Annotated in this window: 19 protein-coding genes; 9 read left to right on the top strand and 10 right to left on the bottom strand. The window is 65.2% G+C overall.

Features of this window, described 5'->3' with window-relative positions:
- Positions 1–50: 50 nt before the first annotated feature.
- From ispH to murJ, 5 genes are all read right to left on the bottom strand, one after another.
- Positions 51–1,001: a 4-hydroxy-3-methylbut-2-enyl diphosphate reductase gene (ispH, locus tag EO156_RS09610; RefSeq protein WP_003484303.1), complete on the bottom strand. Its 951-nt coding sequence runs from the start codon at positions 999–1,001 to the stop codon at positions 51–53.
- Between the two features lie 66 nt (positions 1,002–1,067).
- Entirely contained in the window at positions 1,068–1,586 is a 519-nt protein-coding gene (gene lspA / locus EO156_RS09605) for a signal peptidase II (protein WP_016851534.1), read from the bottom strand.
- 314 nt (positions 1,587–1,900) lie between these two features.
- Positions 1,901–4,732: an isoleucine--tRNA ligase gene (ileS, locus tag EO156_RS09600; RefSeq protein ID WP_029828324.1), complete on the bottom strand. Its 2,832-nt coding sequence runs from the start codon at positions 4,730–4,732 to the stop codon at positions 1,901–1,903.
- Positions 4,733–4,738: 6 nt separating this feature from the next.
- Positions 4,739–5,761, bottom strand: a complete 1,023-nt coding sequence (locus EO156_RS09595) for a bifunctional riboflavin kinase/FAD synthetase (RefSeq protein WP_016849416.1) — start codon at positions 5,759–5,761, stop codon at positions 4,739–4,741.
- 183 nt (positions 5,762–5,944) lie between these two features.
- Positions 5,945–7,537 carry a murein biosynthesis integral membrane protein MurJ gene (murJ, locus tag EO156_RS09590; protein ID WP_016849415.1) on the bottom strand — a complete coding sequence of 531 codons (1,593 nt, stop codon included), beginning with the start codon at positions 7,535–7,537 and terminating at the stop codon, positions 5,945–5,947.
- Between the two features lie 116 nt (positions 7,538–7,653).
- Between murJ and rpsT the strand changes: the two genes are divergently transcribed.
- Complete coding sequence (gene rpsT / locus EO156_RS09585; protein ID WP_003484323.1) at positions 7,654–7,923, top strand: 30S ribosomal protein S20; 270 nt, start codon at positions 7,654–7,656, stop codon at positions 7,921–7,923.
- Positions 7,924–8,014: 91 nt separating this feature from the next.
- On the opposite strand, the gene obgE is transcribed toward rpsT, so the two are convergent.
- From obgE to rplU, 3 genes are all read right to left on the bottom strand, one after another.
- Positions 8,015–9,082 carry a GTPase ObgE gene (obgE, locus tag EO156_RS09580; RefSeq protein ID WP_016849414.1) on the bottom strand — a complete coding sequence of 356 codons (1,068 nt, stop codon included), beginning with the start codon at positions 9,080–9,082 and terminating at the stop codon, positions 8,015–8,017.
- Between the two features lie 251 nt (positions 9,083–9,333).
- On the bottom strand, positions 9,334–9,594 hold the full coding sequence (gene rpmA / locus EO156_RS09575; RefSeq protein ID WP_003484326.1) for a 50S ribosomal protein L27: 261 nt from the start codon (positions 9,592–9,594) through the stop codon (positions 9,334–9,336).
- Between the two features lie 12 nt (positions 9,595–9,606).
- On the bottom strand, positions 9,607–9,927 hold the full coding sequence (gene rplU / locus EO156_RS09570; protein WP_003484328.1) for a 50S ribosomal protein L21: 321 nt from the start codon (positions 9,925–9,927) through the stop codon (positions 9,607–9,609).
- Positions 9,928–10,219: 292 nt separating this feature from the next.
- Between rplU and uvrA the strand changes: the two genes are divergently transcribed.
- Together uvrA and EO156_RS09560 are read left to right on the top strand one after the other, a co-directional pair.
- The gene (gene uvrA / locus EO156_RS09565) at positions 10,220–13,186 is read left to right on the top strand and encodes an excinuclease ABC subunit UvrA (RefSeq protein WP_016849413.1); all 2,967 of its coding nucleotides are present in this window, start codon (positions 10,220–10,222) and stop codon (positions 13,184–13,186) included.
- Entirely contained in the window at positions 13,186–13,590 is a 405-nt protein-coding gene (locus EO156_RS09560; protein WP_003484331.1) for a thioesterase family protein, read from the top strand. Before uvrA ends, EO156_RS09560 begins: the two co-directional genes overlap by 1 nt.
- A 116-nt stretch (positions 13,591–13,706) precedes the next feature.
- Here EO156_RS09560 and EO156_RS09555 read toward each other — a convergent pair whose 3' ends face one another.
- Positions 13,707–14,135 (bottom strand): copper chaperone PCu(A)C, encoded by a 429-nt coding sequence (locus EO156_RS09555; RefSeq protein WP_003484333.1) that lies wholly within the window; start codon positions 14,133–14,135, stop codon positions 13,707–13,709.
- Positions 14,136–14,200: 65 nt separating this feature from the next.
- Between EO156_RS09555 and EO156_RS09550 the strand changes: the two genes are divergently transcribed.
- The 4 genes from EO156_RS09550 to EO156_RS09535 all read left to right on the top strand — a co-directional run bounded on the left by EO156_RS09550 (position 14,201) and on the right by EO156_RS09535 (position 17,366).
- Positions 14,201–14,971: an enoyl-CoA hydratase/isomerase family protein gene (locus EO156_RS09550; RefSeq protein WP_005928828.1), complete on the top strand. Its 771-nt coding sequence runs from the start codon at positions 14,201–14,203 to the stop codon at positions 14,969–14,971.
- A 70-nt stretch (positions 14,972–15,041) separates the two neighbouring features.
- Complete coding sequence (gene tesB / locus EO156_RS09545; protein ID WP_016850289.1) at positions 15,042–15,947, top strand: acyl-CoA thioesterase II; 906 nt, start codon at positions 15,042–15,044, stop codon at positions 15,945–15,947.
- Positions 15,948–16,146: 199 nt separating this feature from the next.
- Positions 16,147–16,659 (top strand): DUF2007 domain-containing protein, encoded by a 513-nt coding sequence (locus EO156_RS09540; RefSeq protein ID WP_016850290.1) that lies wholly within the window; start codon positions 16,147–16,149, stop codon positions 16,657–16,659.
- A gap of 221 nt (positions 16,660–16,880) precedes the next feature.
- Entirely contained in the window at positions 16,881–17,366 is a 486-nt protein-coding gene (locus tag EO156_RS09535; RefSeq protein WP_003484342.1) for a hypothetical protein, read from the top strand.
- 167 nt (positions 17,367–17,533) lie between these two features.
- Here the strand turns inward: EO156_RS09535 and EO156_RS09530 are convergent, their stop codons facing one another.
- Positions 17,534–18,133 (bottom strand): EF-hand domain-containing protein, encoded by a 600-nt coding sequence (locus EO156_RS09530; RefSeq protein WP_026007055.1) that lies wholly within the window; start codon positions 18,131–18,133, stop codon positions 17,534–17,536.
- Between the two features lie 40 nt (positions 18,134–18,173).
- Here EO156_RS09530 and EO156_RS09525 point away from each other — a divergent pair, with 40 nt between their 5' ends.
- Both EO156_RS09525 and EO156_RS09520 read left to right on the top strand, forming a co-directional pair.
- Positions 18,174–19,088 carry an arginyltransferase gene (locus EO156_RS09525; RefSeq protein WP_026007056.1) on the top strand — a complete coding sequence of 305 codons (915 nt, stop codon included), beginning with the start codon at positions 18,174–18,176 and terminating at the stop codon, positions 19,086–19,088.
- Positions 19,042–20,370, top strand: coding sequence for an endonuclease/exonuclease/phosphatase family protein (locus EO156_RS09520; protein ID WP_016850293.1), 1,329 nt, complete (start codon positions 19,042–19,044; stop codon positions 20,368–20,370). The genes EO156_RS09525 and EO156_RS09520 overlap by 47 nt, the downstream gene beginning before the upstream one ends.
- The last annotated feature ends 196 nt before the right edge of the window (positions 20,371–20,566 follow it).

Below are 20,566 nucleotides of genomic sequence, written 5' to 3'. Positions count from 1 at the left end.
GCCCCCTGGGTCAATCGCCGAACGTGCTCGCCTTGCCGGAGGGCGTCGTCTTAGCTGACCAGACGCAAGCGCAGCTCCTTGGGCAGCGCGAAGACCATCGATTCCGGCTCGCCTTCCAGCTCGGAAACGCCGGCCGCGCCCAGTTCGCGCAAGCGCTCCAGCACGCCATCGACCAGCACCTGCGGCGCGGAGGCGCCGGCGGTCAGGCCGATATGCTGCTTGCCGACGATCCAGGCCGGGTCGATCTCGCTGGCATTGTCGATCAGGTAGGACTCCACCCCGTCGCGCCGGGCCAGCTCGCTCAACCGGTTGGAATTGGAGCTGTTGGGCGAACCGACCACCAGCACCAGATCGCACTGGCGCGCCAGATCGCGCACCGCGTCCTGGCGGTTCTGGGTGGCGTAGCAAATATCGTCGTGGCGCGGGCCCTGCATCGCCGGGTAGCGCGCACGCAAGGCCTCGATGATGCCCATGGTGTCGTCCACCGACAGGGTGGTCTGGGTGGTATAGGCAAGGTTATCGGGTTGGCGGACATCCAGCGTGGCGACCTGCTCGATGTCTTCGACCAGATAGATCGTGCCCGCCCCGCGCTCGCGGCTCCACTGCCCCATCGTGCCTTCCACTTCCGGGTGCCCGGCATGGCCGATCAGCACCACGTCGCGCCCTGCCCGGCAGTGCCGCGCCACCTCGAAATGCACCTTGGTCACCAGTGGGCAGGTGGCGTCGAACACCTTCAGTCCACGCCGCTCGGCTTCCTGACGCACCGCCTGCGAGACGCCGTGCGCGCTGAAGATCACCGTGGCATCGTCGGGCACCTCGTCGAGTTCTTCGACGAAGATCGCGCCGCGCTGCTTGAGGTCGTCGACCACGAAGCGGTTGTGCACGACCTCGTGCCGCACATAGATCGGCGCGCCCAGCGTTTCGATCGCACGCTTGACGATTTCGATCGCACGGTCGACACCGGCACAAAAACCACGGGGATTGGCGAGCAGGACATCCATGGCGGGCATTCTACGGGAATGAGGGATGCGGGGTCGGACCGGGCGGCACGCGCCTGCAGGCAGGCTTCAGCGCAGATTCCCGGTTCCCGGCTGCTGCTTGTCGGATTTGTCGAACAAGCCGAACACGGCAATTCCGATCGCGCCGCCCACGATCGCCGAGTCGGCGATATTGAAGGACGGCCAGGTGTGGCTGCCGATGTACCACTGGATGAAATCCACCACGTGGCCATGCATCAGCCGGTCGATCACGTTGCCGACCGCCCCGCCGATCACCAGCGCATATGGCAGCGCGCTGCGCCACTGCCCCCGCGCGGTGCGCGAGAGCCAGAACGCCAGCAGGCCGCTGATACCCACCGCCAACGCAGTGAAGAACCACAGCTGCCAGCCGCCGGCATCGCTCAGAAAGCTGAAAGCTGCGCCGGTGTTGTAGGTGCGGTACCAATTCCAGAAGCCGTCGATCACCGGCACCGGGGTGTACTCGGGCAGGCTGGACAGCACCCAGGCCTTGCTCCACTGATCCAGGCCGACCACCAGCGCAGAGAGCAGCAGCCAGATCAGGGCCGAGGGGTTGGGGCGTTGACTCATGTCGAAAGATCGCAGTTGGTGGCCGCTGCTCCGATGCTGGAGAAGACGCCTGGGTGGGAGGTAGAGTGACGGCAGCGGCAGAAAACGACAGATGCTGGCTTGCAGGCGGACAAGGATGGCACGGGCAGCTCGACCAGCCGCGCCGCCCTGCCCCAATGCGTGCCCCAAGCTTCAGCAAGCCAGGCGCATGGCGGGACCGGCCGCGTCGCTGCAGAGCAACCAGGGCTACCCCGGCGTCTGACGCGGACTGCGCCAGCGCCAGACGCCGGCAGTGCGTGGCCAGGTCCTTGCCACGCGCCGCCGGCGAGGCGGCCTCAGAACCAGCGACGCCGCTCGCCCGGACCTTCGATATTGCTGACGCAACGGCTGCACAGTTCCGGGTGACGCGGGTCGCTGCCCACGCTGGCCTGGTGGTGCCAGCAGCGCACGCACTTGGCCTTGGTCGTGGGCTGCGCACTGACGAAGATGTCGTCGGTACTGGCCGCGGTCACGGTGACGTCGCCACTGATGAACAAGAAGCGCAGTTCCTCGGCCAGCGGCTGCCAGCGCGCAGCGGTCTGCGCATCGGCGGCCACGGTGATTTCCGCTTCCAGCGCCGCACCGATCGCGCCATTGGCACGCATCGGCTCCAGCACCTTGGCCACCTGCTCGCGCAGGACCAGCAACTTGTCGAAATCCGCACCGGTCAACGCAGCGTCGGCCGGCAACGGCGCAAGGCCGTCGTACCAGGTGGCGAAGAGCACGTTGTCGACATGCTTCCCCGGCAGGTAGCCCCACAGTTCCTCGGCAGTGAAGCTCAGTACCGGCGCGATCCAGCGCACGAACGCCTCGGCCACGTGGTACATCGCGCTCTGCGCCGAACGGCGGCCGCGCGCGTCTTCGGCCATCGTGTACAGGCGGTCCTTGGTGACATCCAGGTACAGCGAGCCCAGGTCCACGCTGCAGAAGTTCAGCAGTGCCTGCACGATCTCGGCGAAGTCGTAGCGCGCGTAGGCGGCCACGATCTTTTCCTGCAGCTCGTGCGCGCGATGCACGATCCAGCGGTCCAGCAGCACCATCTCGTCCAGCGCCACCAGGTGCTGCAGCGGATCGAAGCCATGCAGGTTACCGAGCAGGAAGCGCGCGGTGTTGCGCAGGCGGCGGTAGGCATCGGCGTTGCGCTTGAGGATCTCCTGCGACAGCGACATCTCGTTGCTGTAGTCGGCCGAGGCGATCCACAGGCGCAGGATGTCCGCGCCCAGCGTCTTCATGATGTCCTGCGGCTCGATGCCGTTGCCCAGCGACTTGGACATCTTGCGGCCGTGCTCGTCCACGGTAAAACCGTGGGTCAGGCACTGCTTGTAGGGCGCCGCCTTGTCCATCGCCACGCCGCTCAGCAGCGACGACTGGAACCAGCCGCGATGCTGATCGGAACCCTCCAGATATAGGTCGGCCGGCTTGGGCAGCCCACGATCCGGAAGCACCGCTTCGTGCGTCACGCCGGAGTCGAACCACACATCCAGGATGTCGGTGATCTTCTCGTAATCTGCGGCCTCGCTACTCAGCAGCTCGGACGCGTCCAGCGTGTACCAGACATCCACGCCGCCCTGCTCCACGCGGTCGGCGACCTGGCGCAGCAACTCGGTGCTGCGCGGATGCGGCTCGCCGGTTTCGCGATGCACGAACAAGGCGATCGGCACGCCCCAGGTGCGCTGCCGCGAGATGGTCCAGTCCGGGCGCCCGTCGACCATGCCGGCGATACGCGCCTGGCCCCAGGACGGATACCAATGCACGTTTTCGATGGCCTTGAGCGCATCGGCACGCAGGTTGGCCTGCTCCATCGAGATGAACCACTGCGGCGTGGCACGGAACGCAATCGGCGTCTTGTGGCGCCAGCAATGCGGGTAGCTGTGCTCCATCTTGCTGGCCGCCAGCAGCACGCCGGTCTCGCGCAGCGCTTCGATGATGACGTCGTTCGCCTTCCAGATATGCAGCCCGGCCAGCACGGTGTCGCGCAGCGGCGGGGTCGACGGCAGATACACGCCGCGCCCGTCCACCGGATTGATCTGCGCAGCGCCGTAGCGCTCCAGCAGCCCGTATTGCTTGGAGACCTGATAGTCCTCCTGGCCGTGGCCGGGTGCCGTATGCACCGCGCCGGTACCATCCTCGGCCGACACGTGGTCGCCCAGCAGCAGCGGGATCTCGCGTTCGGCATAGAACGGGTGATTCAGCAGCATGTGCTCCAGCGCCGCGCCCTTGGCGTGCCCATGCACCACGACTTCGCCCACGCCGTACCGCGCCAGCGCCTTGGCAGCCAACGCTTCGGCGATCACCAGCCAGCGCGGCTGGCCGCGATCGGCCGGACCTTCGACCAGCACATAGTCCAGCTCCGCGCCCAGGCTCACCGCCAGCGACGCCGGCAGCGTCCACGGCGTGGTGGTCCAGATCGGCACCGCCACGCCCACGCCCGCCGGCAGGCTCGCGCCGAACGCAGCAGCGACCGCAGCCGGGTCGCGCGCCGGATAGGCGATATCCACGGTCGGCGACACCTTGTCGGCGTATTCGATCTCGGCCTCGGCCAGCGCCGAACCGCAATCGAAGCACCAGTGCACCGGCTTGACGCCGCGGGTCAGGTGGCCGTTATCGACCACCTTGGCCAGCGCGCGGATTTCGTTGGCTTCGAAGCGGAAATCCAGCGTCTTGTACGGGTTGTCCCAATCGCCGATCACGCCCAGGCGCTTGAAATCGCGCCGCTGCAGATCGATCTGCTCGGTGGCGTATTCGCGGCACTTCTGCCGAAATTCGGCCGCATCGAGCTTGACGCCGACCTTGCCGTATTTTTTTTCGATCGCGATCTCGATCGGCAGGCCATGGCAATCCCAGCCCGGGATATACGGTGCATCGAAGCCGGCCAGATATTTCGACTTGACGATGATGTCCTTGAGGATCTTGTTGACCGCATGGCCGAGGTGGATCTGGCCGTTCGCATACGGCGGGCCGTCATGCAGCACGAACAGCGGCCGCCCCGCGGCATTGGCACGCAGTTGCGCGTAGAAGCCCTCGCGCTCCCAGCGCTCCAGCATCGCCGGCTCGCGCTTGGGCAGGTCGCCGCGCATCGGAAATTCCGTCGCAGGCAGATGAAGAGTGGCTTTGTAATCTTGGGTCACAGGAACCTACCGTTGCGCTGGATTGCTTGAGAAGTCCGCACATGGACGTGCGGGCTCTTGCGAGGGACTCGCCGTAGTCGAGGGTTGTTGCCCAGAACGCATATGCGCCGCCAGTACCTCACGTGCCTGCTCGGCATCGCGGTGCATCTGCACGGTCAGCGCCTCCAGGCCATCGAACTTTTCTTCGTCGCGCAACTTGGCAACGAATTCGACGGCAATGTGCCGGCCATACAGATCGCACTGGAAGTCGAACAAGTGCGCTTCCAGCAGCGGCTCCACGCCCGCCACGGTGGGACGCGTGCCGAAGCTGGAGACCGACGGCCACGGCCGCTCGGCCACGCCATGCACCCAGGTCGCATAGATACCCGACAACGCCGGCGTGCGCGGAAAGCGCAGGTTGGCGGTGGGATAGCCCAAGGTACGACCAAGCTGCTTGCCGCGCACGACCCGGCCACCGATGGCGTACGGGCGACCGAGCAAGTCGCCAGCGTGGGCGAATTCGCCGGCGCCGAGCAGTTCGCGAATCCGCGTTGCCGAAATCCGCTCCCCATGCAGATGCACCGGCGCAATCTCGCCCGCCACAAAGCCATGCTGCTCGCCAAGCGTACGCAACAGGCCGATGTCGCCGCTGCGTCGATGGCCGAAACGGAATTCCGGGCCAATCCAGACTTCGCGCGCGCGCAGCCGGGCAACCAGCGCCAGCCGCACGAAATCTTCCGCACGCAGCTTGGACAGGCGACCGTCGAAACGGATCATGCCCACGCTGTCGGCGCCGAACCCGTACAGGCCTTCGATCTTGGCGCGTGCCAGGGTCAGACGCGGCGGCGGCGCGGCGGGTGCGAAGAACTCGCGCGGCAGCGGCTCGAAGCTCACCGCCACTGCCGGCACACCGAGTGCGCGGGCACGTGCCACAGCGTGTTGCACCAGCGTTCGATGCCCCAGATGCAGGCCATCGAAGGCGCCGATGCAGACCACGCTTCCGCGCGGGAACAGCGTCCCGCCCTCGACGTCTCTAAACAGCCTGCTCATTCCTCGATCCAAACAGATGCCGGCCGGCCGGCCCTCGTTGATACATAACCTGCAAGTATAGCCGTGCCTGTCAAGCCGCATGAGCGTACCCGGGCGGGCGGCGCGCACCGCCTGCGGTTGCGCAGGGATGGGCGATCTCTGGACAGTGCGGGCGACCTGCAGCGCACTGGTTCGGTAGTCGCCTCAGCCTTCGCGCAGATGCCGCGGCCGCAGCCCCAGCGCCAACTGCGCAACCAGATACGTCGCCCCGCCGCTGCCCACCAGCACCGCCAGCCAACCGATGCGGTTCCATTTGTCCATCTGCGTAAACGACGGCAGCCACCACAGCAAGCTCAACAGCACTGCCGCCATCGCCGCACATGCCAGCAGCAGACGCAGCGCATAGCCGCCCCAGCCCGGCCGGCGCTGGTACACACCGGACTTGCCCAGCCAGTACCACAGCAAACCCAGATTGAGATAACTCGACAGTGCGCTGGCGATACCCAACGCCAGATGCAGGCCCGGCTGCTTGCCCAGCGCCTGCATCACACCCTGCGCCTTGAGTTCGGGCGGCACCATGATCTGGTACACGACCGCCAGCAGCGCGAAGTTGAACACCATGTTGGCAATCAGCGCCGCCACGCCTGCACGCACGGGCGTGCGGGTGTCCTGGCGCGCGTAGAAGGCAGGCAACAGCACCTTCAGCATGGCGTAGGCCGGCAAACCGAAGCTCAGGCCGTAGACCGACATCGCGGTCATGCGGGTATCGAACGCGGTGAACTGGCGGTACTGGAACAACGTCGCCACCAGCGGTTCGGCCAGCAGCAGCAAGCCCAGCATGGCCGGCATCGCGATCAGCAGGGTGGTGCGGAAGCCCCAGTCCAGCGCGCCGGAGAAGGCAGTGCGATCGGTCTTGACATGATGGCGGGCCAGCGCCGGCAGGATCACCGTGCCCAGCGCCACGCCGAACACACCCAGCGGCAGTTCCAGAAAGCGATCGGCCAGCGACAGCCACGATTGGGACCCATCGGCCAGGCGCGCAGCGATCACCGTATCCAGCATCAGGTTGATCTGCGCAATCGACGAGCCGAACAAGGTCGGGATCATCAAGGTCAGCACCTTGCGCACATCCGGGTGATTCCAGCCCCAGCGCGGCAGCGTCAGCAGGTCGATGCCCTTCAGCGCCGGCAGCTGGAACAGCAGCTGCAGCGCACCGGCCACCAGGACCGCCCAGCCCAGCGCCAGGATCGGGACGTCCAACCGCGGCGCCAACCACAGCGCGCCGGCAATCATGCACAGATTGAGGATGACCGGCGTCAGCGCCGGAATGGCAAAACGCTGGAAGCTGTTGAGCGCGCCACCGGCCAGCGCCGTCAACGAGACGAACAGCAGGAATGGAAAGGTCAGCCGCAACAGATCGACCAACAAACCGTATTTTTCCGGATCGGTGGCCGCGCCATCGGAAAATACCGCGGCCAGTTGCGGGGTGAAGATCAACCCCAGTGCGGTGATCAGCAACAACATCCCGCCCAAGGTGCCGGACACGCGCGCCATCAGCTCGCGCAGATCGGCATGCGGGCGGGTCTCCTTGACCTCGGTGAACACTGGCACGAAGGCGGTGGCGAACGAGCCCTCGGCGAACAGCCGGCGCAGGAAATTGGGAATGCGAAAGGCCACCCAGAACGCGTCGGTCACCGCATTGGCGCCGAAGGTGGTGGAAATCGCCTGGTCGCGGATCAGGCCCAGCACCCGCGAGATCATGGTCATGCTGCTGAATGAGAGCAGGCCTCTCAACATGCCGGGCTTGCTCACGCTGCATCCCTCTTGACAACTGACTTGACGTACATATCCGGGCCCATCATACTTTCGCGCTTGCTTTTTCCACCATACCGATTTTTCAGGAACCCACCACCGTGGCCAATATCAAGTCCGCCAAGAAGCGCGCCAAGCAGACCATTGTGCGCAATGAGCGCAACACCGGTCAGCGCTCGATGCTGCGCACCGCCGTCAAGAAGGTGATCAAGGCCCTTGACGCCAACGATGCTGCAGGCGCCGAAGCTGCTTTCGCCGTTGCTCAGCCCATCCTCGACCGTTTCAGCGCCCGCGGCCTGATCCACAAGAACAAGGCTGCACGCCACAAGAGCCGCCTGACCGCGCGCATCAAGGCCATCAAGGCCGCGTAAGCGACCAGTTGGCGCATTGCCGGCAGCCTGGCTTCCGGCAATACAGAAAAACCCGGCCTTGGCCGGGTTTTTTGTGCGCCTGCGCCTGCACTCAGCCCGCATTGCGCGCTTCGAGCTCGTCTTCGCGCTGGCGATCGAAGAATGCCATCACGTCTTTCATGATCGGGAAGGTGCCATCGCGCCCGAGAGCGGAAACCAGGTACCACGGCGCCGTCCAGCCCAACTCGGCCACGATGGTTTCTGCAGCGGCACGCGCCTCGTCTTCGAACATCAGGTCGGCCTTGTTGAGCACCAGCCAGCGCGGCTTCTTCAGCAACCCGGGATCGTGCCGTTCCAGCTCGCGCTCGATGGTGCGCACCTGATCGGCCGGCGATACGCCATCCACACCGCCCTCGCCATACACGCCCAGAGCAGGCGAAATATCCACCAGATGCAGCAGCAGGCGGGTGCGTTGCAAATGGCGCAGGAACTGCGTGCCCAGCCCAGCGCCGTCGGCCGCGCCTTCGATCAGGCCCGGCACGTCGGCGATGACGAAACTGCGGTACGCCTCGACACTGACCACGCCCAGATTCGGATACAGGGTCGTGAACGGGTAGTCGGCCACCTTCGGGGTCGCCGCGGACACCGCACGGATCAGGGTGCTCTTGCCGGCATTAGGGAAACCCAGCAGGCCGACATCGGCCAGCAGCTTCAGTTCCAGCTTGAGCAGACGCTCTTCGCCCTCCTCACCGGTGGTCGCCTGGCGCGGCGCGCGGTTGACCGAGCTCTTGAAATGCATGTTGCCCAGGCCGCCCTTGCCGCCCTTGGCCACCAGCAAGCGGTCGCCGTGCTGGGTCAGGTCGCCGATCACTTCATCGGTCTGCACGTTGATCACCACGGTACCGACCGGCACCACGATGATGCGGTCTTCGCCGCCCTTGCCGTAGGCCTGACGCCCCATGCCGTTCTCGCCGCGCTGCGCCTTGAAGGTGCGCTCATGGCGGAAATCGACCAGTGTGTTGACGTTCTCGTCGGCCACGATCCAGACACTACCGCCCGCACCGCCATCGCCCCCATCGGGCCCGCCCAGCGGAATGAACTTCTCGCGGCGAAAGCCGACACAGCCATTGCCGCCATTACCGGCGGTGACCAGGATTTCTGCTTCGTCGACTAGCTTCATGGGATGACAACCGGGAATTGAGAATAGGGAATAGGGAATCGGCCAGCAAAAGCGGCCGATTCCTGCCGGCGAAAACACCCGCCAGCACGGCTGTAGAAAAACGCGACGGGATGCAGGACCGGCTTTTCCGATTCCCGATTCCCTACCCCCGATTCCCAGCCGTCAAACGAAAAACCCCGCCGAAGCGGGGCTTTCCGTCTCGTTCGCAGAGCCTTGCGGCACATGCGAACTGGCCTGCATGGAGCGGGCGATTACGCCTCGGCAACCACGCTGACGGTACGACGCTTCTTCGGACCCTTGGTGGAGAACTCCACCTTGCCGTCGACCAGCGCAAACAGCGTGTGGTCACGACCCAGGCCGACGCCGGCGCCCGGATGGAACTGGGTGCCGCGCTGACGCACGATGATGTTGCCGGCATCGATGGCCTGGCCACCGAAGATCTTCACGCCGAGGTATTTCGGGTTGGAATCGCGACCGTTGCGCGAGGAACCTACGCCCTTTTTATGTGCCATGACTGGTTCTCCTTACTTCTTGTCGCCACCGGCAATGCCGGTGATCTCGATTTCGGTGTAGTGCTGACGGTGTCCCTGACGCTTCATGTGGTGCTTGCGACGACGGAACTTGATGATGCGCACCTTGTCGGCGCGGCCGTGGGCCACGACCTTGGCGGTGACCGAGGCGCCCTTCAGCGCATCGCCCAGCTTGATGCCATCGCTATCGCCCAGCATCAGGATGGTGTCGAACTTGATCTCGTTGCCAGCTTCGACTTCGAGCTTTTCCACGCGGAGCGTTTCGCCCTGCGCGACGCGGTATTGCTTACCGCCGGTTACCAGAACTGCGTACATGACCAGGTGTTCCTCTGTAGTTATTATGGTCGCCTGACTTGCCCATGGGGCAGACAGGAGCGGAATTCTACTGGCCTAGCCGGTTTCGGGTCAAGTCGCAAGCAGTCTGGCCGCGACCCGCCCGCCTTGGGCGGGTAGAACGCATCATCCGGCCGCCACAACGGCCCCGGCAGACTGGCATTTGGGGCAATTGCCCTCACCTAGGTCGGCGGGTAGGCTGATCGACTGCCACTCATTCCTGCTGAGCACGCTCGCACCACTGCCGGTTCGCCGGCCCGACATCGGATCCCCCATGGCGATGGATTTCATCCGCATCCGCGGCGCGCGGACGCACAACCTCAAGAACATCGACCTCGACCTGCCCCGCGACAAACTGATCGTGATCACCGGCTTGTCCGGCTCGGGGAAGTCGTCGCTGGCATTCGACACCATCTATGCAGAAGGCCAGCGCCGCTACGTCGAGTCGCTGTCGGCGTATGCGCGCCAGTTCCTCAGCGTGATGGAAAAACCGGACCTGGACCACATCGAAGGCTTGTCGCCAGCGATTTCGATCGAACAGAAATCCACCTCGCATAACCCGCGCTCCACCGTCGGCACGATCACCGAGATCTACGACTACCTGCGCCTGCTGTACGCACGCGTGGGCCAGCCGCGCTGCCCCGACCATGGCTTCCCGCTGGAAGCGCAGACCGTCAGCCAGATGGTCGACCACATGCTCGCCCAGGATCAGGAGCAGCGCTACATGTTGCTGGCCCCGGTGATCCGCGACCGCAAGGGCGAGCATGCGCAGGTGTTCGAACAATTGCGTGCGCAAGGCTTCGTGCGCGTGCGCGTGGACGGCGAACTCTACGAAATCGATGCGGTGCCGCCGCTGGCATTGCGCCAGAAACACACCATCGAAGCGGTGATCGACCGCTTTCGTCCGCGCGAAGACATCAAGCAGCGTCTTGCGGAAAGTTTCGAAACCGCGCTCAAGCTCGGCGAAGGCATGGTGGCGGTGCAGTCGCTGGACGACCCGGCGGCCGCGCCGCACCTGTTCTCGTCCAAATACAGCTGCCCGGTGTGCGACTACTCGCTGCCGGAGCTGGAACCGCGACTGTTTTCGTTCAACGCACCGGTGGGCGCCTGCCCGAGCTGCGATGGCCTGGGCGTGGCCGAATTCTTCGACCCCGATCGCGTGGTCGTGCATCCCGAACTGTCGCTGTCGGCCGGCGCGGTGCGCGGCTGGGACCGACGCAATGCCTATTATTTCCAGCTGATTGCTTCGCTGGCCAAGCACTACAAGTTCGACGTGGATGCGGTGTGGAATACGCTGCCGGCCAAGGTGCGGCAGGCGGTGCTGTTCGGCAGCGGCGATGAGGTGATCAGCTTCACCTACTTCACCGATGCGGGCGGGCGCACCACGCGCAAGCATCGCTTCGAGGGCATCCTGCCGAACCTGGAACGCCGTTATCGCGAAACCGAATCGCCGGCGGTGCGCGAAGAACTGACCAAGTACGTCAGCCAGCAACCCTGCCCCGCCTGCAACGGCACGCGCTTGAATCGCGCTGCGCGCAACGTGTTCGTGGCCGATCGCCCACTACCGGAATTGGTGGTGCTGCCGGTCAACGAGGCGTTGAGCTTTTTCCGTGGCCTGTCGCTGCCGGGTTGGCGCGGCGAGATCGCGGCCAAGATCGTCAAGGAAATCGGCGAGCGACTGGGCTTCCTGGTCGATGTGGGTCTGGATTACCTCACCCTGGAGCGCAAGGCCGACACCTTGTCCGGCGGTGAGGCGCAGCGCATTCGCCTGGCCAGCCAGATCGGCGCCGGCCTGGTCGGGGTGATGTACGTGCTGGACGAGCCCTCGATCGGCCTGCACCAACGCGACAACGAACGCCTGCTCGGCACGCTGACGCGGTTGCGCGATCTGGGCAACACCGTGATCGTGGTCGAGCATGACGAAGATGCGATCCGCCTGGCCGACCATGTGCTGGACATCGGCCCCGGTGCGGGCGTGCATGGCGGCGAAATCTGCGCGCAAGGCACGCTGGACGACATCCTGAAATCGCCACGTTCGTTGACCGGCCAATACCTGTCGGGCAAGCGCCGCATCGAGATTCCCAAGCAGCGCCACAAGCCCAACCCGAAGATGATGCTGCATCTGCGCGGGGCCACTGGCAACAACCTGAAGAATGTCGACCTGGATATTCCCGCCGGCCTGCTGACCTGCATCACCGGCGTGTCCGGCTCGGGCAAGTCGACGCTGATCAACGATACCTTGTTCACCCTGGCGGCCAACGAGATCAATGGCGCCTCGCACACGGTGGCGCCGCATCGCGAAGTCGAGAACCTGGACCTGTTCGACAAGGTGGTGGATATCGACCAGTCGCCGATCGGACGCACGCCCCGTTCCAATCCGGCGACCTATACCGGCATGTTCACGCCCTTGCGCGAGCTGTTCGCGCAGGTGCCCGAGGCGCGTGCACGCGGCTATTCGCCGGGCCGCTTCAGCTTCAACGTGCGTGGCGGCCGCTGCGAGGCCTGCCAGGGCGACGGCATGATCAAGGTGGAGATGCACTTCCTGCCCGATGTCTACGTGCCCTGCGACGTCTGCCACGGCAAGCGCTACAACCGCGAAACGCTGGAGATCCGCTACAAGGGCTTCAACATCAGCGACGTGCTGCAGATGACCGTGGAAGATGCGCTGCGCCTGTTCGAGCCGGTGCCGTCGATCGCGCGCAAGCTGGAAACGCTGGTCGATGTGGGATTGAGCTACATCAAGCTGGGCCAGAGCGCGACCACGCTCTCCGGCGGCGAGGCGCAGCGCGTCAAGCTGTCCAAGGAGCTGTCGCGGCGCGATACCGGGCGCACCCTGTACATCCTCGACGAGCCGACCACCGGGCTGCACTTCCACGATATCGAAGCGTTGCTCGGCGTGCTGCACAAGCTGCGCGACGAAGGCAACACGGTGGTGGTGATCGAACACAATCTGGACGTGATCAAGACCGCCGACTGGATCGTGGATCTGGGCCCGGAAGGCGGCCATCGTGGCGGCACCATCCTGGTCTCCGGTACGCCGGAAGAAGTGGCTGCACACAAGGCGTCCTACACCGGGCAGTTCCTGGCCAAGATGCTGCCGTCGGTGAAGGCGCGCGAGACGCGTCCGGCGGCAATGGCCAACAAGCCTGATGCGCGTCCGCCGCGCAAGGTCAAACCGGAGAAGGTGGCCAAGGCTGCCAAATCCGCCACCAAGAAGACTGCGAAGAAGAAGGCAAGCTGATGAGCGAACACAAGATTCTGGCACGCATCCCGATCAGCGTGCGCTGGCGCGATATGGACAGCATGGGCCATGTCAACAACGCCAAGTACGTTTCCTATCTGGAAGAAGCGCGCGTGCGCTGGATGCTGGGCGTGCAAGGCGTGGCGATGACCGACCGCATCGCGCCGGTGGTTGCCGCCACCAATGTCAACTACAAGCAGCCGTTGATCTGGCCCAACGACATCACCGTCGAGTTGTTCGTCGAACGCCTGGGCACCAGCAGCGTGACCATCGGCCACCGCATCTTCGACCAGAAGGACGACAGCAAGCTGTACTCCGATGGCAACGTGGTGGTGGTGTGGATCGATACGCAGACCGGCAAGAGCGCCGCGCTACCGGATGCGGTGCGCGCGGCCAGCAGCTGAATTCCCATCGACCCATTCGCTGAGGTTGCAGCAACGCGAAAGATCGGCGGCGGCTCCGTGTGGAGCCGCCGCTTTCATTTCAATGCTGGCGCAAGTGCGCAACAGCCATCAAACACTCAAGACCCGGGCGCGCGCTTGCGTGCTTCCAAGGTAGCCTTGATTTGGCGACCGTCCTGCAGGGTAAAGCTCACCGGCACCTGCGCGCCTTCCTGCAACGGCGCACTGGCGTCCATCAACATCAGGTGCAGGCCGCCCGGCGCCAACGGCACAGATTTGCCGGCCGGCAATGCCAGTTCGGGCACCGCGCGCATGCGGCTGACGCCATTGACCTGTGTGGTTTCGTGCAAGGAGACATCGGCAAATACGCTGCTGTTGGCAGCAGTGATCGTCAGCGGCTGCGCACAGCCGTTATGAAATTGCCCGAACCCGGCCGCCATGCCCATGCCACCGGGCGGCGGAATGCGGATCCAGCCATTCTTGAATTCGGGCAGGCATTGCGCCGGCACGCCCGCACTTGCCGCCAGCCCAAACGCCGCGAGCAACACGCCGGCATACCTAACCCGCCTGCTTCGACTGCCGTCTATCATGACCCGACCTCCAGGAGCCCCGAATGAGCATCCAGATCTTAGACCATGGCCGTCTTCGCGAAATCCGTCTGGCGCGTCCGCCGGTCAATGCGCTGGACAGCGCGTTGTGCCAGGCGTTGAGCGTTGCGGTGCAGCAGGCCGGCGAGGAGGTCGACGGCATCGTACTGTCGGGCAGCGAGCGGATTTTTTCCGGCGGCATGGATGTGCCGCATCTGCTGGCCCATGGCGCCGACCGCGCTGCGCTGCTGGCCAGTTGGACCGCGTTCTTCGATGCGGCGCAGGCGCTGGCCAACAGCCGCGTGCCGGTGGTCGCGGCCATCGGCGGGCATGCGCCGGCCGGCGGCTGCGTGCTGGCGCTGTGCTGCGACTACCGGGTGATGGCGCGCAGTGCCGATACCGCAAGACCCTATACGATTGGCCTCAACGAAGTGCAGGTTGGCCTTGCTGCGCCGGAGGGTATCCAACGTCTGTTGCGCCGCGTGGTGGGTGCGCACCGCGCCGAACGCCTGCTGATCTCCGGGCAACTGCTGCCGGCCGAACAGGCGGTCGCGATCGGGCTGGTGGACGAACTGGTCGATGGCGAGCTGGTCACCGCGCGCGCGGTGGCGTGGCTGCAGGAGCTGCAGCAGCTTCCCCGCCAACCGATGTTGACCACGCGCGCGATTGCGCGTGCCGACCTGCGCGCGGCATTGGCGCCGGAGTTGATCCAGCTGGAGCGCTTCATCGATGGCTGGTACGCGCCGGATGCGCAGACCGCGCTGCATGGCCTGGTGGCGCGCCTGCAAAAGGCCTGAGCCCTGCCGTCGCGGCGCCCCTCGGGCGGGCCGGTATACTCGCTGTCCGTCGCATGCCCAGGCCAGCCTCTTGTCCGCCACCGCCGAACCCGTCGTCTCCGAACTGATCAGCCTGCTGTCGCTGGAGCGCCTGGAAGACAACCTGTTCCGTGGCCAGAGCCGCGACATCGGCACCAAATACGTGTTCGGTGGGCAGGTGCTGGGCCAGGCGTTGGCGGCAGCGCAGGCGACGGTGGAAAACGGCCGCCAGGCGCATTCGCTGCATGCGTATTTCCTGCGTGCCGGCAATATCGACCACCCCATCGTCTACGACGTCGACCGCACCCGCGATGGCGGCAGTTTCTCGGTGCGCCGGGTCACCGCGATCCAGCACGGCAAGGTGATCTTTTTTTGCGCGGCCTCGTTTCAGGAGCACGAAGAAGGCGCCGAGCATCAGTCGGCGATGCCGGTGGTGCCGCCACCGGAAGACATCGAACCGGCCGCACCGCTGGCACCGGACGTGTTGGCCAAGCTGCCGGCCAAGGTGCAGCGTTGGCTGTCGCGCGGTGGCCCGTTCGAGTTTCGCCATGTCTTTCCGCGCGACGAACTCAAGCCGCCCAAGCGCCCGCCGTTCCAGCAGATGTGGCTGCGCTTGAACGATCCCATCGGAGACGATGTGGGCCTGCATCAAGCGCTGCTTGCGTACGCGTCGGATTTTCAGTTGCTGGGCACCTCGACATTTCCGCACGGCATCAGCTATTACACGCCGAACGTGCAGATGGCCTCGCTCGATCATGCCCTGTGGTTCCATCGTCCATTCCGTACCGACGACTGGCTGCTGTACTCGCTCGACAGCCCCACCGCGCAGGGCGCGCGCGGTCTGGCTCGCGGGCAGTTTTTCACCCGCGACGGCGTGCTGGTGGCCAGCACCACGCAGGAAGGCCTGATCCGAGTGGTGCCTGACGGCAGCGCGATTGCCGTGCCGGCCAAGGAATAGATCTCACATCGCGACAGCACGGCACCCTGCTTGATGGCCAGTGCGCACTCTGGCTGGGTGAAGGCAGCCGAGCACCGCTTCCCGCGCACTGCAGACACCGCATGCGATCCCCTGACCGCATCACCCCCACCTTGATCTTTCATCTTGAACTGGCGCCTCAACGGCGCCATCTGTTCCGGACCCAACGGCGTTTTCCACCATGCGCAAGATCTTCAGCAGTCAACGTATCGAAACCGCCGAAGGCGTGGCCAATCTCTTGCGCGATGCGGGAATCGAGATCCGCATCAGCAACGGTCGCTCTTATCAAAGCAAGCGCGGCGGCCAGTTCAGCTACCTGGAACAGAGCAACGCCCAGGCGCAGCCCACCGTCTGGATCGTGCATGCCAACGACCAGCCGCGCGCACGCGAGCTGCTGCGCGACGCCCGCCTGCTGGACACCACCCGCCGCGACCTGCCGAACGTGGAATACACCTTCCGCGAAGGCGAAAACGGCTCCAGCTCCAGTGCGCGCAGCTGGGCCTGGCGTATCCGCCTGGTGTTGCTGCTGGTGATCGGCGCCGTGGCGATGGCGGTGGTGATGCGCCATCGCAACGCGCCGACGCAACTGGCACCAGCGGCCCAGCCGGCATCGCAACAGGCGCCGGCGCCAGATGCCGTACAACCGGCAGCAGAAGACGACGAAGTGCGCGTGCGGATCCAGCCGACCCGCTGACCCCAGCTCCCCGGCGCGGCCACCCGCTGGTACCACAGGCATGTTCGTCGGCGCGGTCACATCCGTTGCCGGCCTGCGTCGCATGGCATGCGAAGGCAGGCGCCTAGCGAGCAACCTCGCGCGATCCGAAGTGATGGGTTCGTATCCGACTGTCGCAGTCATCGGGCAGCGCCCGCGCTGCTATAAGCGGTCAGGATTCAACCAGACCCCGGAGTCATGACGTGAAGGCAAGTCTGTTCACCAGTCTGCTGATGATGGTCAGCATGAGCGCGCATGCGGACGGACTCACCAAGTCCGCCGATGGCAAGACGCTATCGGTGAGTTTCGGAGCACCGACCTTCAAGCAGGTGCTTCACTACCGCAAGCTCTACGACAAGAAGCCATTCCCCGATGCGGAAATCTATTATTTCAGCAACGGCATGTACAAAATCATTTCCCAGGGCGAAAACCATTACGGCGTCTATGTGCTGCAGGGAACATTCGACGACCAGAGCTACACCATCCGGTTCATCTCCCTGCCCTCAGAAGATTGGGGCAACAAGACTGCGTTCCACCAGCTGACCTTCGTGCGCGGCGACAAGCAGAATGTCTTTATCCAGAACGCCATCGTCGACACCGGCGAAGCGATCGCGCAGCAGAACGGCACGTACACACTGGAGAAGAACACCGTCTCCAATCCGGTTCCTACGTCCTGGAAGCACGACTGAGCGTTGTACCCGCACTCAGCGTCTGTTCCAAACGCAAGCGCCCTCCCGCCAGGCGGAAGGGCGCGGTCGATCGGCGCCTTGTTACGTACTGCAAACAGCTGGGTGAACTCACCGCTCACCCGAGCGGCACTCGCCAATGCGCAACGAGCGCCGCGGTCGGCGATGCCTCAGCGGTTGGTCGCAGGCGCGGTTGCCGGTGACGGCTTGCCATCGTCGCCGTGCCTGCCCATCCCGCCCGGCCCGTGCCCGCCACGCCACTTGGATGCGGCATCGAACTCGGCCTTGCTCAACTTGCCGTCCTTGTCGGTGTCGGCCTTGGCGAACCACGCATCGCGATGCTGCTGCATGCGCAATTCACGGTCGGCACGGTCGACGAAGCCGTCCTTGTTGAGATCCATCTGGTCGAAGCGCGCAGCGAATTTGGGGTCGGCCTTGGCTTCTTCGCGGCTGATACGGCCATCCTTGTTGGTATCGAGCTTGGCGATCCATTCGCCGCGTCCGCCGCGCCCATCGCGACCCGGGCCACGATGATGCGGGCGCTCGTCGCGCGACAGCTTGCCGTCCTTGTTGGTGTCCAGCGTATCGAACTGCGCGGCCAGCGTCGGATCGGCGGCCGCTTCGCTGCGGTCGATCACGCCATCGCCGTTCTTGTCGAGTTTGGCAGGCCGCGGCGCATCGCCGGGAGCCGGCACGGTGGCGGCGAACGCGGTGCCGGTGGACAGCGCGGCCAGCACGGCCAGGGCGAGAAAGGGTTTGCGTGACGTCATGAGACACTCCTGGAAGATAGGAACCACACGCGGCACCTGCATGGGCCGCATCGCGTGGGTGGTGCGTTCGGATCGCCCGTGCGCTGCCACCAACACCCCCATCAACGAGCCATCGATGCGCGCGTTGACGTCCAGGCCGGACGTATTCATCCGGCGGACAGTCGCCGCTGATGCGACGCGCAGGCGCTATCCTTCGGCCATGGCCATCCATGCCGACACCCACGACGACCTGCGCCTGTTCCAGACCGGCGAGCATGCCTGTGGCTATTGGTCCGACCGGCAGGCGCGCGATCTGGTGCTGGATCCGCACGATCCGCGCCTGGGGGCGATCTATCCGCAAGCGCTGGCATGGGGCTTCCGTCGCTCCGGCGATCTGGTCTACCGGCCGCACTGCGAACGGTGCCGTGCCTGTGTGCCTGTACGCATCGCGGTGGATGCGTTTCACCCCGACCGCAGCCAACGCCGTTGCCTGGCGCGTAACCGGGATCTGGTGGTGCGCGTGGTAGCCGCCGAGCGCACCGACGAACAACTGGCGCTCTATCGCCAGTACCTCAAGCACCGGCATGCCGGCGGCGGCATGGACCAACATGGCGCCACCGAATTCGACCAGTTCCTGATCGGCGGCTGGTCGCACGGACGCTTTCTGGAGATTCGCGAACCGGCCATCGCGCACCTGCCCGGCCGGCTGCTGGCGGTCGCAGTGACCGATGTCACCGAGCATGCGTTGTCGGCGGTGTACACGTTCTACGCGCCGGAGGCGGCAGCGCGCAGCCTGGGCACGTTCGCGATCCTGCAGCAGATCCAGTGGGCGCAACGCGAGCGACGCGCGCACCTGTATCTGGGGTACTGGATCGATGGCCACGCGAAGATGAACTACAAGCGCCGCTTCAGCGCACTTGAAGCCTACGATGGTCGCCACTGGCGCGGCTTGCCCGCCCACGCATCGGTCGACTGAACCGCCGGATTGCGACATCGGCATGTCGCATGCCGCATGCGAGAATCTGGCAATGATCAAACCTCTCCTGCTGCTCGCGCTGACCGCCTTGTGCGCGGCCTGCGCCCACCCCGCGCCCTCGCCCAAGATGCAGACCGACACCCTCGCCGCCCGGCCGGCCGCGGCACGGCTGCGCATCGCCACCTACAACACCTCGCTGTATTCGGACGAGGCCGGCGGCCTGATTCGCGAGCTGCAGGGCGATAGCGCGCATGCGCGCAAGATCGCTGCGGTACTGCAGCGCGTGCGCCCGGATCTGGTGCTGCTGAACGAATTCGACTTCGACCCGGAACACCGCGCTGCCGACCTGTTCCAGCAACGTTATCTGCAGGTGGCCCAGCCGGGCGGCGGCGAGGCGTTGCGGTATCCGTACCGCTATCTGGCATCGGTCAATACCGGCGTGCCGAGCGGCCTGGATCTGGACAACAACGGCAGCGCCGGAGGCGAAGGACGCGCGCGTGGCAACGACGCGTGGGGCTATGGGCTGCATCCCGGCCAGTACGGCATGCTGGTGTTGTCGCGTTACCCGATCGATGCGCAGGCAGTGCGGAGCTTCCAGCTGCTGAAGTGGAGCGCGCTACCTGGCGCACTGCGGCCGATCGATCCGGCCAGCAAGACGTCGTACTACAGCGATGCCATCTGGGCGCAGCTGCGGCTGTCGTCCAAATCGCATTGGGATGTGCCGGTGCGCACGCCGTTGGGTGTGGTGCATGCGCTGGTGTCGCACCCTACCCCGCCCGTATTCGACGGTGCCGAGAAACGCAACGCCGCGCGCAACCACGACGAACTGCAGCTGTGGCGCGCGTACCTGGACAACGCACCCGACAGCCAACGCTGGCTCTGCGACGACAAGGGCGGTTGCGGCGGCCTGGCTGCCGATGCGCGCTTCGTCATCCTGGGCGATCTGAACAACGACCCGGTCGATGGTGCCGGCCGCCATGAGGCGATCCGCGCCTTGATCCATCACCCGCGCGTGCTGCAGTACCCCACGCCGCACAGCGATGGCGGCCCGGAAAAAACCGCCGAATACGCCGCGCTGGGCATCGCCCACAGCGGCGACCCGCATCAGGTCACCGGCGACTTCGGCCCGCAGGCAGGCACCATGCGCCTGGACTACGTGCTGCCGTCGCGCCAGTTCACCCTGATCGGCAGCGGCATTTTCTGGCCGGCCAGCAACGCGCCGGAAGCGGTGATCGCCGATGGCAGCGACCATCATGCGGTGTGGGTCGACCTGACTGAGTAGCGGGGGATTGAGGAGTTGGGTTGGGGCGTCGGAACAGCGAGGTCCTTGCCCGTTTGCGGTATCGACACCTGGCTCGGAAAAAGATCCGCGCACGAGCAGCTAGCCAGGCGCAGTGCTGCTTGCGGTGACGGATGGCGTGGCGTCACCAGGTCTGATCAATCACCCGCGTCGGGCAGCGTCGAGAAGACGTGCGCAT

Origin of the sequence: Xanthomonas sp. DAR33341 (assembly GCF_003992815.1) — a bacterium.
Taxonomy (GTDB): domain Bacteria; phylum Pseudomonadota; class Gammaproteobacteria; order Xanthomonadales; family Xanthomonadaceae; genus Xanthomonas; species Xanthomonas cissicola.
This window is presented reverse-complemented; position numbering and strand designations above follow the sequence as displayed.